The sequence below is a fragment of the Cohnella sp. LGH genome (genome assembly GCF_017671885.1).
In the GTDB taxonomy this organism is placed as follows: Bacteria; Bacillota; Bacilli; order Paenibacillales; family Paenibacillaceae; genus Cohnella; species Cohnella phaseoli.
In genome coordinates this window covers 2,552,682-2,566,598 of record NZ_CP072117.1, presented here as the reverse complement: position 1 = coordinate 2,566,598, position 13,917 = coordinate 2,552,682, and the positions used below count along the sequence as shown (strand labels likewise).

Genomic DNA, 13,917 nt, shown 5'->3' with positions numbered 1-13,917 from the left:
GGTAGGTTTGGAATATTCTATCTCTATTGTTTTTTATTATCTTTTTAGTCTCTCTATTCTCTTTTTATTGGTTTTTGGTACGGAAAATGCGATTGCGGTTGAGGAAAAGGATGCCTGCAGCGATTAGCGCAATGCCGGCAAGCTGCAAAGGAAGCGAGCTGTCTTCACCGGTTTTCGGCAATTGTTTCCCCGGAGTTTTTCCTCCCGCATCGATCCCGCCGAGTGGAATATCATCCACGTCGATCTCGACGAGAATTTCCTGTTCATTACCTTCCGGATCGGTCACGATGATGGTGAAGGAGTCTTTGCCTTTGTAGCCTTTGTCAGGCGTATACTTCCATTTACCATCCGGCGTGATCGTCACCGTGCCGTGCTTCGGTTCTTCTCCGACTTTGACCTTGCCCTTCTCAGGGACCTCGACTTCGCCTTTAACAGGCTTGTCTACAGTCGTTTCCTCTTTTACTTTGTCCCCTGGGTTCGTCGGCTTCGGAGTCTCTGTAGGCCCCGGAGTCGGAGTAGGCTCCGGTGTTTCTGTAGGCTGTGGAGTCTCCGTTGGTCCTGGCGTCTCTGTAGGTTTCGGCTCCTCCGTCGGCTTAGGCGTTTCCGTTGGGCCTGGGATCCAGCCTCCTCCTCCCGAGCTTGGAATTCTCTCGTTTGTTTTTTCTACGAGTACGGCTTCTGTCTGGACAAGAGTAATCTCAAACTCTACTGGCGTATTATTCAATTTGTATCCTGAAGGAGCTTTAACTTCAATAAGTTGATAATTGTTTGCAGGAAGATCCGTCAGCAGCAGTTGACCGTTCGAATCGGTCGTCAGCTTGGAGACGTCGATTCCAGCGACCGTTTGGAAGATCGGGTTGCCTTCCAGATCAACCATGTTTGTCTGTTCTCTCAATTCAAAAATAGCGCCTGGAAGAACCTGACTCTTGCCCTGATTATACTTCGTCAGTTGAACGGAGCGTTCGTTCTTCTTGTTCTCAATCGTGATCATTGTTGTTGGCTCTGTAATCACAATCGCTCTCTCGGCTTGTTCGATTACAAACCCGTCTGCTTTCGTCTCGACGAGCTTATAGTTTCCGTACGCTAAGCCGTTGAACTCGATTACGCCATTGACGTCCGTTTCAGTTGTAGTTACCAAGTGTCCGTCGGCATCATACAGTTGGAATTCAATGCCCTGCAGTTCCTTCGATGTTTTGGCATCTACCTTTGTAACGACAAGCTTACCGCCTGTACCTTTTGTATTTTTCGCCTCAAGTTCGACAATAGCAGTCTGATTAGCCACGATCTTAAGTGGTATTGGTATCGAGATCAGCTCGTAGAACAACGGCGCTTTAACTTCAACTAATGTATAATCGCCGGGTTCCAGATTTCCGGCAGCGATTTGCCCGTTATTATCCGTTGTCAGCAGTTCACCAACTTGAACGCCATTCGAATCCAGCAACTTAAACTCGGCGTCTTTTAATTTAATCGAGTTGTCCACGGAATCGACCTTGATCAGTTGGAAGCCTTGACGAATTTTCTCGTTCACAATTTCGATTGGAGCGGCATTGCCTTTGAACTCAATCGTTTTGCCGGCTGCAAATTGCGGATCTCGCACATGTCCATCCGGCGCTGCAATCTCTTTAAGCCAATATGGCAATCCTGCAGCATTGTAACGATACACTTTCTCCGTTTCAGCGACTCCGTTGGCATCCGTCGTCAACGTCTCCAGAAAAACGGACTGATTGGAATTCCAGAGCTCAAATTTGGCATTCGCAAGCGGGTTACCTTCGTCGTCCTTCTTGACGATCTTGATCTTTTCTTTTCCACTGGCAGCTCCGGCAATCGCTCCGCCGAGAGAAACATGGATACTCTCAGAGTTGTTATCCTGAACCGCGGATGCAGACTGTCCTGCAAATTTGGCTTGGTTGAGAATATTTGCGCCGTTGTCTGCAGTAATATACGACTTGTAACGCAATGTGTAGGCCGTCGTCAGCGACTCCTTAAACGTCAGGGAATAGGTGTTGCCTGTAACGACAAAATCATACAAGGCCTTATCTTCCAGATCCAGCTTATTTCCCTCTACTTGGCTGATGTCGCCGTTATTATTCGCTTCTATTTTTGTTTTGTATAGTTCGAAAGAATCTGAAAGCAGAATTTGATTGTTGTCCAACTCATCCGTAAGCATTGAACCGGCCTGAATGTAAGATTGGCTCGGATTAACCACCACCGTCCATTCGGCAACGTCGGAATTCCCTACCTGCTTGCCTGTTTTACTGATGTATTTCCCACCGTGCTTAGGCGTCACGTCGACATCATTTTTCTCAAACAATGGCGTGGAAGGAGTGGCGCTGGCGAACAGCTTGGCATCATTGGAGTACGCCCCTTCAATCGGGGTGGATTCTCCCAGTTTTGTCTTGTACTTAATCTGATAAGCGGAATTAATATTGCCAAGTTTCAACGCAAAGCCCAATCCATTCGGATTTAGCACAAAATCCGGGGCCGCCTCTGCAATCGTAACAGGCGCACCTACCTCAATCGCATTGTTACCTGCCTGCAAAGTCAAATGGTTGACTTCCAGCGATCCGGGAACAAACGATTGATTGGCCGAATAGTTGTCTGTCACAATCGCATCGACAATCGTATGTTTGTTGTAGTTCACATAGATCGTCCATGCAATGGTTTTTTCTTTGGCATTATAAACGCCTGTCTTATGTCCGTTCTTCACCGTGTAGTTTTGAGGAACAACTTCCGCCTCTGCCTTCATCGGAGCGGGCTGTTCGACATGATTTCTTTCAGTCCAATCCAATGTCCCCACGTTTTTATATTTTCCGTCCGCATGTAAAGCCTTCGTAGGATCAAACGTGGTCGTATAAGTGAATGTCACCTTATCATTGATCGGACCTGGAATCTCAATCTTGAAGCCCTCTTTATAGTTAGGGTCAGGAACGATCGTATACTGACCCTCACTCAATCCTTCAACGATCAGACTTGAAGGGTCCACCAAAGGATCCACCATTTCCATATTACGATTGGCATATTCATCCTTGATGACGATATTCGTCATCGTTTTCTTATCCTGGTTAATGACAAGCTTCCACGTAATTTTTTTATTGTCAAAATCTTCTTTTACCACACTCTTATCGAAAATAACCTGATAGACGTTTTGTGTGGCAGGCACGCTCCGGCCATCGGAGTATACGGTGTTCGTTACCGTCGCACTCTTATAGGTCCGAAGAGCATCTTTCAGTTTTATCTCATATTCAATATCGAAAGGGGTGTTGTTGATTGCATCGTTAAACGTGAGCTCGAACCCCTCTGCCGTATTCGTGGAAGTATGAGATCCAGCGTATGGCGTGCGGCTTTCAAATAAACCTGAAGACGAGTTAAGAGTAACCTCATAAACCTTCAGCGAGCCGGTAACCAACTCATATCTGCTTGTATCAAACTTATCCTCAAGTATTCCGGCGCCAGCAACAAAACTTTGCTGATTGTAGTTATACTTGATTTTCCATTTGATCGTCTGTGTCGTATCCGTATAATCTTTTGCTTCTTTCTCCAACGGCTTGTTAAACTGAATAGTAACTTTATTACTAGGTGTCGACTGTGACGCAAACGAATCGCCGGTCAACTTGACATTGTTCGTGTATTCTCCTTTAAACGTGCCGCTCGTTACAGGCGCAACCGTAGTCGTATATTTTATTCTGGTTGCATCAGTGATCGTCCCCAGATTCAGTTCAAATCCGCCTGCTGTTACAGTAGGCGCGATCGGATTACATGCCCCTTCAGAGAAGGCTTGGGTACTAGGATTCTGAGTCAGTTTACATACCTGTACACTTGCCGCATCAAGGGTAACCCCTGGCGGAAGCGTATCTTCAAGCTTGGCATTTGCAATCATATTTTCGGCCTGATTAAATTCCACTACCCAGTCAATTTTATCCGAGTTGCGTCCGTTTTTATTGTCTTGTCCCGTCTTCTTGATGCCGTCCGTAACCTTGCTTGCCACTTGAACCGTGATCGGAGCCTTGCCAACCGAGCTAAAGTCAATTTCCTGCTTCAAACCATTGTCAAATGCGCTTGCTTTAAATTTGGTATAAGCCGCGAAGAAAATCTTGGTATCCGCACCCGGATTATACGTAATCTCGTCGTTAAAGGTTAACGTAACTTCTCCGGTAGCGGGATTAATCTCATAGGTTCCATAGCCGCCGCTAATTTCTCCCGTTTTCTGATTAATCATCGAAGCGTCTATCTGTGGAGGAAGACTAAAAATATAGGTGTCGCCATTTCCGGCGCTATGTCCCCCCTTCAGCGTCCACTCGTAGATAACGGCAACAAAGTTGTTCAGATCGGGTCTGTTCGGAAGCTCCAGACTATTTCCTACATAGTTCATCTGAACGCCATTGATGTCTTGCACGAATGAAGGCTCCGTGTCGTATAGCGCAACACTGTCGGTGACCATCTTCGTTGAATTAATGGTTCCACTCGCCGCCTGCGAAGAAGGAGCCACAAACAACTGCGTCACCAACTGCAGCATCAGCGCGAGCGCGACAAATACCGTCAGCTTCTGCTTGGCTTGTCGAGCTCGGTTCTTGCTTACTCTTACTCTACTAGCTCTCACATTATCCATCCTCTCTATGTAAGCATTGCAATTACATGCGGACCTTCCCCGATGTTTATCGAACATTCTCCGTTTTCCGCATGCAAAAAAAGCACATAGCTGAATATTATCAACGTCGCCTGAACAACTTCTGAAAAAGTTCTCGGAAAAACCTCGAATCTTGACATCCGAACACACGTTTGCTAAAATTAGTAAACAAGGAATAGTGGAGAGGGGTCTACAAAATGTCCGAAGAGCGTCTGGCCAGGCTGGAGGATATGATGGGGCAACTGATTGGCATGGTGGGGAAGGTTCTGAGCGAACAGCATGAGATGCGCAGGGACATGGCTGAGATGAAGCAAGAGATGAGCGAAGTGAAGCAGGATATTAGCGGGATTAAGCAAGAAATGATCCAAATAAACGGACGCATGGAAAAGGTAGAAGCCGGACACCCTCATTTCAACGACTCTATCCTTTATCTAATGGACAAGTCTACACAGCACGATCATGATATCCACGTTCTGAAGAGGCATATTCTCAAATAATTTTGCAACTTTATAACAGAAGAAGGAGCCACCCCCGAGGGCAAGCTCCTTCTTTGTGTTTACCGCTGCTACATTTTCGGAAGAACCGTCAGCACGAGAGACAGAAACTGTTCTTTTACCCGTTCGGTCGTCTCCATGACTTCCTCATGCGAGAGCGGCTGATCCAGTATCCCTGCGGCGGCATTGCTGATGCACGAAATGCCGAGCACCTCGATGCCCGAGTGCCGGGCGACAATTACTTCGGATACGGTGGACATGCCCACCGCATCGGCGCCAAGCGTCCGCAGCATGCGGATTTCGGCTGGCGTCTCGTAGTTCGGGCCGAGCAGGCCGACGTACACGCCTTCTTTAAGCTCAAAGCCAAGATCCTTCGCGGTCTCCTTAGCGATGCTGCGCAACCTTTTGCTGTATGCCTCCGACATATCGGGGAACCGCACGCCAAGCGCATTGTCGTTCGGGCCGATTAGCGGGTTTTTACCCGTCAGATTGATATGATCGGCAATGAGCATCAAGTTACCGGCCGCGAAGTCCAGATTAATGCCTCCCGCCGCATTCGTCACCAACAGCTTTCCGACTCCTAGAGCCTTCATGACCCGCACCGGCAATGCCGTACGTTCAGGCTCATAGCCTTCATACATATGGAAACGGCCGCGCATCAGCATGACGTTGCAGCCCTGCAGCTTGCCGATCAACAGCTCTCCCGCATGTCCTTCTACTGTCGAAACTGGAAAATGAGGAATATCCTCATACGGAATCGTAACCGCATCCTCCAGTTCGTCTCCAAGCACTCCAAGGCCTGAGCCTAGAATTAAACCGATTTCCGGTTGAATGTCCGTCGTTCTGCGAATAAACGCAGCCGCTTCTTCGATCATCGTTTGTGTTATGGCTTGCATAGGATTAACCTCTCCTCTATTCCATCGGTTTATTTCAGCAGCGCGAGAAAGCTGGAGCCGTGCGTTTTGAAGTCGATTCCGAAATTATCCGCCACCGTAGCCGCGACATCGGCGAACGTGGCGCGATCCTCCAGCCGTCCCGCTTCGGCGAAGCTCGGACTCCAGGCCAGCAGAGGCACGTATTCACGGGTATGATCCGTTCCCGCATGGACCGGATCGTTGCCGTGGTCGGCGGTAATCAGCAGCAAATCGTCTTCCTTCATTGCGGCCATAATGTCTGGAAGCGAACGGTCAAACTCCTCAAGCGCCCGTCCGTAGCCTTCCGGGTCGCGACGATGACCGTACAGCGAATCGAAATCGACCAGATTGGTGAAGAGGAAACCTCCGAAATCCCGCTGCAGTTCCCGAATCGTGACCTCGATTCCGTGGGCGTTGCTCTTCGTAGACGTCGTTCGGGCAATGCCTTCGCCGCTGAAAATATCGTTGATTTTACCGACGGACACGACCTCCACGCCTCCGGCCTTCAGCGCGTTCAGCACCGTCGGATAAGGCGGCTTCACCGCGTAGTCATGCCGATTGGAGGTTCGCTTGAACGCTCCCGGCTCTCCTAAGTAAGGTCTGGCAATGACTCTGCCGACCGAGAACTCATCCTTCATCGTTAGGCGGCGCGCCACCCGACAAGCGTTGTACAGCTCTTCAAGCGGAATGACGTCCTCGTGCGCAGCCAGCTGAAAGACGCTATCCGCGGATGTGTAGACGATCCATGAGCCGCTTCTCATTTGCTCCGCGCCCAGTTCATCGAGAATTTCCGTTCCCGATGCGGGCTTGTTGCCGATGACCGATCTCCCCGTCTCGTCCTCGAATTGCCGGATCAGAGCGACGGGAAAGCCGTCCGGAAACGTGCGGAAAGGCTTGTCAATTCGCAGTCCCGCCAGCTCCCAATGTCCCGTCATCGTATCCTTGCCGACCGAAACCTCAGCCATCTTGCCATAGTATCCGCTAGGCGCAGCCTCCGGCAGCCACTCTCCCAGCGGCGCAATGTTGCCAAGCCCCAGCTTGCGCATATTAGGCAGCTCAAGTCCCGGCGATCTTTCGATAATGTGGCCTAGCGTATGAGCTCCCAAATCTCCGTATTGTCCGGCATCAGACAACTCCCCGATACCTACGCTGTCCAGTACGATAACTGTAATCCGTTTATAAGCCATGCCTGATTCCTCTTTTCGCAAGCCATAATTGTCGTATTCAGGTTTCCGGCTTCATTCCCGCACGGGGATGATTGCGCTCGTACACCTCGGTGAGTCTCGGTTTCGCTGCGGGCAAATAAGCTTGCAGCGAAGCGGCGCTGGAAACTCCCAGCATCTCCTGCACCGATCTCAGATCGGCTCCGTTCGCCAGCAAATGAGACGCGAAAGAGCGACGCAGCGCCTGCGGGGTCGCGTCCATCCCCAATTGCCCAGCGTATTTCTTCAATATTTTCCAGATTCCCTGCCGAGTTAACCGCTGCCCCTGCCGATTCACAAATAAAGCAGCCCCCGACTTATCCTCTTGCGGCGCAACCGGACTCATTTCCTGTACGTACCTCGACACCCAGTAGCTTCCGCCTGCCCCGATCGGCACCATTCTTTCCCGGCCGTCCGCGCCTATGCATAGCAAAAATCCCATCTCCGGATTAACCTGACCTGCATTCAACGACGCAAGCTCCGATACCCTCAGCCCGGTCGCATACATCAGCTCCAGCATCGCTCTGTCTCGAATCCCTGTCGGCTGCTCCGTATCGGGCAGCTCCAGCAGCTTGTCCAGCTCCTCGGAACGAATTGGCTTCGGCGCTTTCTTGTTCATCCTTGGCGCTTCAAGCTGAATGGTCAGATCCACATCAACGACGCGTCGGAGCACGAGATATTTGCAAAATGAGCGAAGCGCGGAAATTCGCCGGGCAATCGTCGCCGCCGATTTCCCTTGTGCTCGCATCTCATTTGTGTAGGCGGTAAGGTGCAAAGGTCTTAGTTGGGTCGCATGGTTGACGCCGCGCTTGTCCAGACTATCCAGGAAGTCGGATAGATCGCTCGAATAGCTTTGCGCCGTTCCATCGGAAACGCCTCGATCCTCCCTCAAATACAAGAGATAAGCACTCAGCAAATTTCTCAATTCCATACCAGTTTCCTTTCCCTGCTTCAAACCTTATCCGTTACATCCCGATTTCAAAAATAAAATTGTACATAGATACATTCAACGCGAGTCGGTCGATTTCCTTCCGTAAACTACTCCCCCATCCAATAAAACAATCGCAGACGGTCGCCGGGCGAGGCGTCCGGATCGTTTCCTTCTCCCGTCATAAATACTTTGAACGCTTTTCCTTCTGGCGTCCTATAAGGATCTTTAGGTTCAAGCCAGTCGTGAAACCACCCGAAGAAACCATGAACGACAACCGCAAGCGCAAGAAAAAGGAGCGTAAACTGCAATCGCTCCCACCATCTCTCCATCGGACCCTTCATCCTTCTTCCCCTCCTTGTCCTTGCCCATACTCAACCGTATGAAGGAGGGGTTGCATTCATTCCATTCACCATAAGCTTTCCAGTTTCGCATAAGGCAAACTTACAGCTTCGGCCACCTGCGGATGAGTAATCGCCCCTCGGCAGGCGTTCACGCCAAGCGCGAGCATCGGATTGTTTTGCACCGAAACCTCAAAGCCTTTATCAGCCAACTGTAAAATATAATCAATCGTCACGTTCGTCAGCGCAAGCGTCGAAGTGCGAGGCACTGCTCCCGGCATATTCGCGACTGCATAATGAATAACTCCGTGTTTCTCGTAGGTCGGGTTTTCGTGTGTGGTGGCGCGGTCGATTGTAGCGATTGAACCGCCTTGATCGACGGCGACATCGACGATAACTGCGCCCTTTTTCATCGTTTTTACCATTTCCTCGGTCACTAGTCGGGGCGCTCTTGCTCCCGGGACTAGCACGGCTCCGATCAGAAGATCCGCTTTGCGCACCGCATTGGCGATATTGTAGGAATTGCTCGTGAGCGTGCGTAGTCGCCCTTGGAACACATCGTCGAGATAACGCATCCGATCCGCGCTTTTCTCGAGAACGACGACATCGGCTCCAAGACCGAGCGCCATCTTGGCCGCATTCGTCCCCACGATGCCTCCTCCAATGATGATGACTTCCGCAGGGGGCACGCCCGGAACGCCGCCGAGCAGTACGCCTCTACCGCCCTGGAAAGCCTCCAAATATTTTGCGCCTTCCTGAACCGCCATTCTTCCAGCCACTTCGCTCATCGGCGTAAGCAGCGGAAGGCTTCCGTTTGGCGCTTGAATCGTCTCGTAGGCGATAGCCGTCACCCCTCGATTCACAAGCGCTTGGGCCAAGTCCGGCGCTGCAGCCAAATGCAAATAAGTGAACAAAATTTGTCCTTCGCGAAAAAAAGCAAATTCCTCGGAAAGCGGCTCTTTCACCTTCACGATTAAATCCGCAGTCGACCATACCTCCTGCGCGCTTTCGACCAGGCCGGCGCCGGCGTCCAAGTATTCGGCGTCGGCAAAGCCGCTTCCTTCGCCTGCTTGCCGCTCCACAACGACGCCGTGTCCCTGCTTTACGATCATCTCGCAACCGGCAGGCGTAAGCGCAACGCGATACTCCTGCTTCTTGATCTCTTTGGGCAATCCAACGATCATGCTCGTTCCTCCCGGTATACAGACTCGTCCTTCCCTTATTCTTTCTCCCCGGCCTGCGAAAATATGTGTGCGCGCCTCCTTGCACCTCATGCTCGGAACTCCCATACCCTACTACAGAATACGGTCATGAGCTCGGTTATGATCCGATCAGGAGGAAAGAACATCCGATGAACCCATTGGTAAAGCAGCTCAGTCTGACGGTAAAACGCAAGCCTACGTCCCGCACGGAACGAAGGAATATCGTATTTCGCCGGATACAGGACTATCATGCCTGCCTTAAGCAGCTTACCTCGGCAGGCATTCGACCGCTCAAGCAAGTCGACTCCATGCGGATGATTTGCTGCCACAGCAGCAAAAGCGCTGACTGGGCATCGCTGCAAAAGCACCCCCGCATTTCTCTCATTGAGCGGGATCGCAGAGTAAAGGCCCATGGATTGGTCAATGCTAACCTATCGCGCATATCGGCCGTCGTCAAGAGCCGTATCCCCTGGAACGTCAACCGTGTCAAGGCTCCGCCGGCTTGGCCTGCATCGCACTCGGGCGCTTCGATCAAAGTCGCGATCCTCGACACCGGAATCGCTCGCCATCCCGATCTCGCTATCGCCGGCGGCGTGAATACAATAACGGGTAAATCTTACGCCGACGACAACGGCCATGGCACCCACGTCGCTGGAATAGCGGCGGCAACCGGTAGAAGAAAAATCTACGGAGTGGCGCCCAAAGTCGAGCTATATGCCGTTAAAGTACTTGACGCGAACGGTTCCGGTTTTATTTCCGATATCATTGAAGGAATTGAATGGTGTTTGGCAAGGGGCATTCGCATTTTGAATATGAGCTTCGGCCTTGCCGGCGACAGTACTCTGCTCAGAAACGCGATTCGGCAAGCCAAACGCCGCGGCGCCGTCATCGTTGCTTCCGCCGGCAACAGCGGCACCGCCCTGCCGCAGATAGACGCTCCGGCCCGCTATCCGGAAACGATCGCCGTTGCCGCCACCACGCGCGCCAATCGCGTGGCCAGCTTCTCTAGTCGGGGTAAAGGAATCGATTTGGCCGCTCCTGGAGTCAGCATTTTGTCCACTTGGTTGAACGGCACCTACCGCAGGGAATCCGGGACCTCCATGTCGGCACCTCACGTAACTGGAGCCGCCGCTCTACTCAGAGGCGTTCGTCCTAAGTTGACCGCGACCGAAATTGCCCGCAGACTGAAAGCGACGGCTCTGCGAATTCCGGGAGGCAAAAACGCGGTGGGAAGCGGACTTTTGCAAATCGAACCGGCAGCTCGCTAATTGTCTTATTTTCGCGCCGGGAAATGCCGATATATGAAGTATTGCCTTTGCATTCCAATCAAGGAGACAAAACATGCCCTATGAAAGCAATTCTAGTAGACGATGAAGGATTAGCGCTAAAAGATCTGGAACGACAGCTGGAGAAAATAGGCGACATCGAGATCGTGGGTAAGTTCCAGAACGCGGCGGCGGCCCTGCAGCGAGTTGGCGAACTGCGTCCAGATGTCGCTTTTCTCGATATTGACATGCCGGAAATTTCGGGCCTGGAAGCCGCTGAACAGATTCATAAGATTAATGATGACATCGAGATCGTATTCGTAACCGCTCACCATGAATACGCGATCAAGGCGTTCGAGCTTGCCGCTTTGGACTACGTTTTGAAGCCGATTAATGCCGACAGGCTCCTGCATACGATTAATCGTTTAAAATTAAGGGCTTCCATTCGTCCCGCCAGCACCGAGCCTCCTGTCGCCACAATCAGCTGCTTCACAAGACTTAGGATCGAATACGGCAAAGCCGAGCCGTTCTCCTGGCGCACCGTCCGCGCGCAAGAGCTGTTTGCCTACATGGTGTACAAGCGCAATCAGCCGGTTCGCAAAGACATTTTGCTGGACCTGCTCTGGCCGGATACGGAGTATAAGAAGGCGTTCACGCAGCTGTACACGACCGTATACCAGATTCGCAAATCCATTGAAGCCGCCGGTCTTACGATACGTCTCACCAACAGCGGAAGCGACTATTATCTGGATTTGGGCAACAATCGGTATGACGTTCAAGAATGGGAGAACGGGCGGTTGTCTCTTCCCGAGCTCAATCCCGAGACGGCCGCGCAGCATATTGCTTGGCTTCGGAGCTACGAGGGCGACTACCTGTCCGAAACCGACTATGTATGGGCCGAGAACGAGCGTAAAAGACTTCGCGATATTTGGTACAAGCATGCCCTCTCGGTCAGCGAGATGTGGCGGGCTTCGGATTGCCGCAAAGAAACGCTCGAAATTTACGAGTTGATGGAGCAGAGATTTCCTTTCTCCGAGGAGCTTTATTTTCTGATCATGCAGTTTCACTCAGATAACGGAGATTTGGATATGTCCAAGCTGAAATACGATCAGCTCTGCTCGATGCTTCACGAGGAGTATGCCATCTCCCCGTCGCTCGCCGTTCGCCAATGGGCGGACGCGACCTTCCGTTAATAACGTTCAATTCGTCAGGAGGCTTCCAAATGTCTATATACGACATCCCCGTCACAACAGGCAAAGGAGAAGAAACCACGCTAACCGAGCACAAGGGCAAAGTGATACTGGTCGTGAATACGGCAAGCAAGTGCGGCTTCGCGCCGCAATTTGCGGGCCTTCAGAAGCTGCACGAGACTTATGCCAAACAAGGTTTGTCCGTCGTAGGCTTTCCCAGCAACCAATTCGCCGAACAGGAGCCTCTTGATGGGGATGAGCTCACCCGGCACTGCCAGCTCAATCACGGCGTGACCTTTCCTTTGTATGCCAAGATCGATGTAAAAGGAGCCTCCATACATCCGCTGTACAGTCACCTCACCAAAGCTGCGCCGGGCTTCCTCGGATCCAAACGCATCAAATGGAATTTCACCAAGTTTCTAATCGACCGCAGCGGCAAAGTCGTCAAGCGGTTTGCGCCAACCGTTACGCCTGAACGAATCGAAGCGCACATTCGCAAGCTTCTGTAACATCTGTAAAAATGCAAAAGAGGCGCTCTCGACAAAAGTCGGAGGCCTCTCTTTTTGTTGTAAGTATTTACTCTCCGCCGCCTTCGCTCGCTTGGCACTTGGCGCAGACGCCTTGAAAATCCAAACGGTGATCCAGCACGGTAAAACGGTATTCCTTCTCCAGTCGTTCCTCGAGCGGCCCCAGCCAATCTTCCATAATTTCCGACATGGACCCGCATTTCACGCAAATGAGATGGTGGTGGTGGTGCTTGTTGCTGTCTGTACGAAGATCGTATCGGGCTACCCCGTCGCCGAAGTTCATTTTCTCCACGACGTGCATCTCGCTCAGAAGTTCGAGCGTCCTGTAGACGGTCGCAAGACCGATTTCAGGAGCTTTGTCCTTGACGAGCATAAAGACGTCCTCCGCGCTAAGATGATCTTCTTCGTTCTCGAGAAGGACGCGAACCGTCGCTTCCCGTTGCGGAGTCAGTTTGTAGCCATGGGACTGCAACTGTTGTTTTATTTTTTCAATGCGGGCTTCCATGGTTTCCCCTCCGGTCGCTGGTGCACTTCCTTCCATTATAGGATGAGCTTGTTCATTTAGTCAAACTTCCGCGTCAAAATGGAACGATACGGGCTAGCCAATCGGGAGACACGAACGCCTCGTACAGCGATGCGACGCACAATACGAGCAACATCGCCGCCGCAACCGCCGTATGCGCCAGAAATGGAGGCAGCAATTGCCCTTTGCGGCGGAACAGCCGCTCACGCACGACGAAATACGCGAATCTTGCCGATGACAGGCTTGCGATCATAAGAGCGGGCACGACTAAAGCATTGCGCGGACCGGTCGCGAGCAGGAAAAACAGCACGCCATTCCAGGCAAACTGCTGTGCAAGCACGGCCGCTGCAAAACCGATCAGGACGCCTTTCAGGAAATCAAGCAGGAATACAAGCGGAAGACCGATGACAGACAGCCCGAGAAACCAAATCAGCAGCATCCATTTTCCGTAAAGCAGGAAGCTCTCCCGAAACGTCGATGCGGGCGAAACGCTGCCGCTGCTGTCGATTTTGACTAAGTACACGCCGATTGCATCGGCCAGCTCCTGCTGCTGATCCAAGGTGAGCGCATAGACGAGCATCGCCCCGAAGATCGTCCCGACCAGAACAAGCACACCCAAAAACACGTATAGATTTAAATTGTCGCGAGCCGACAAATTCCATAAGCGGAAGTTCACGGCGGCCAACCCCCTTGTCCATCTTTAGCGG

The 13,917-nt window shown here is 51.5% G+C and carries 12 protein-coding genes; 4 read left to right on the top strand and 8 right to left on the bottom strand.

Annotated features, from left to right (window positions below; translation table 11 throughout):
• Nucleotides 1–64 precede the first annotated feature (64 nt).
• Nucleotides 65–4,597 carry a SpaA isopeptide-forming pilin-related protein gene (locus J4772_RS10455; RefSeq protein WP_209075161.1) on the bottom strand — a complete coding sequence of 1,511 codons (4,533 nt, stop codon included), beginning with the start codon at nt 4,595–4,597 and terminating at the stop codon, nt 65–67.
• Nucleotides 4,598–4,821: 224 nt separating this feature from the next.
• Between J4772_RS10455 and J4772_RS10450 the strand changes: the two genes are divergently transcribed.
• Nucleotides 4,822–5,121 carry a hypothetical protein gene (locus J4772_RS10450; protein WP_209075160.1) on the top strand — a complete coding sequence of 100 codons (300 nt, stop codon included), beginning with the start codon at nt 4,822–4,824 and terminating at the stop codon, nt 5,119–5,121.
• 68 nt (nt 5,122–5,189) lie between these two features.
• Here the strand turns inward: J4772_RS10450 and J4772_RS10445 are convergent, their stop codons facing one another.
• From J4772_RS10445 to ald, 5 genes are all read right to left on the bottom strand, one after another.
• Nucleotides 5,190–6,014 carry a purine-nucleoside phosphorylase gene (locus tag J4772_RS10445; protein ID WP_116058911.1) on the bottom strand — a complete coding sequence of 275 codons (825 nt, stop codon included), beginning with the start codon at nt 6,012–6,014 and terminating at the stop codon, nt 5,190–5,192.
• A gap of 29 nt (nt 6,015–6,043) precedes the next feature.
• Nucleotides 6,044–7,219, bottom strand: coding sequence for a phosphopentomutase (locus J4772_RS10440; protein WP_209075159.1), 1,176 nt, complete (start codon nt 7,217–7,219; stop codon nt 6,044–6,046).
• 37 nt (nt 7,220–7,256) lie between these two features.
• Complete coding sequence (locus tag J4772_RS10435; protein WP_209075158.1) at nt 7,257–8,165, bottom strand: tyrosine-type recombinase/integrase; 909 nt, start codon at nt 8,163–8,165, stop codon at nt 7,257–7,259.
• Nucleotides 8,166–8,272: 107 nt separating this feature from the next.
• Nucleotides 8,273–8,506 (bottom strand): DUF4227 family protein, encoded by a 234-nt coding sequence (locus J4772_RS10430; RefSeq protein ID WP_116058909.1) that lies wholly within the window; start codon nt 8,504–8,506, stop codon nt 8,273–8,275.
• Between the two features lie 65 nt (nt 8,507–8,571).
• Nucleotides 8,572–9,687, bottom strand: a complete 1,116-nt coding sequence (gene ald, locus J4772_RS10425; protein ID WP_209075157.1) for an alanine dehydrogenase — start codon at nt 9,685–9,687, stop codon at nt 8,572–8,574.
• Between the two features lie 167 nt (nt 9,688–9,854).
• Here ald and J4772_RS10420 point away from each other — a divergent pair, with 167 nt between their 5' ends.
• From J4772_RS10420 to J4772_RS10410, 3 genes are all read left to right on the top strand, one after another.
• The gene (locus J4772_RS10420; protein WP_209075156.1) at nt 9,855–10,973 is read left to right on the top strand and encodes a S8 family peptidase; all 1,119 of its coding nucleotides are present in this window, start codon (nt 9,855–9,857) and stop codon (nt 10,971–10,973) included.
• An 80-nt stretch (nt 10,974–11,053) separates the two neighbouring features.
• Nucleotides 11,054–12,163, top strand: a complete 1,110-nt coding sequence (locus J4772_RS10415; RefSeq protein ID WP_209075155.1) for a response regulator — start codon at nt 11,054–11,056, stop codon at nt 12,161–12,163.
• A gap of 29 nt (nt 12,164–12,192) precedes the next feature.
• Nucleotides 12,193–12,669, top strand: coding sequence for a glutathione peroxidase (locus tag J4772_RS10410; protein ID WP_209075154.1), 477 nt, complete (start codon nt 12,193–12,195; stop codon nt 12,667–12,669).
• A gap of 67 nt (nt 12,670–12,736) precedes the next feature.
• Here the strand turns inward: J4772_RS10410 and J4772_RS10405 are convergent, their stop codons facing one another.
• Both J4772_RS10405 and spoIIM read right to left on the bottom strand, forming a co-directional pair.
• Nucleotides 12,737–13,192 (bottom strand): ferric iron uptake transcriptional regulator, encoded by a 456-nt coding sequence (locus J4772_RS10405; protein ID WP_116058904.1) that lies wholly within the window; start codon nt 13,190–13,192, stop codon nt 12,737–12,739.
• Nucleotides 13,193–13,265: 73 nt separating this feature from the next.
• Nucleotides 13,266–13,886, bottom strand: coding sequence for a stage II sporulation protein M (gene spoIIM / locus J4772_RS10400; RefSeq protein ID WP_209075153.1), 621 nt, complete (start codon nt 13,884–13,886; stop codon nt 13,266–13,268).
• Nucleotides 13,887–13,917 lie beyond the last annotated feature (31 nt).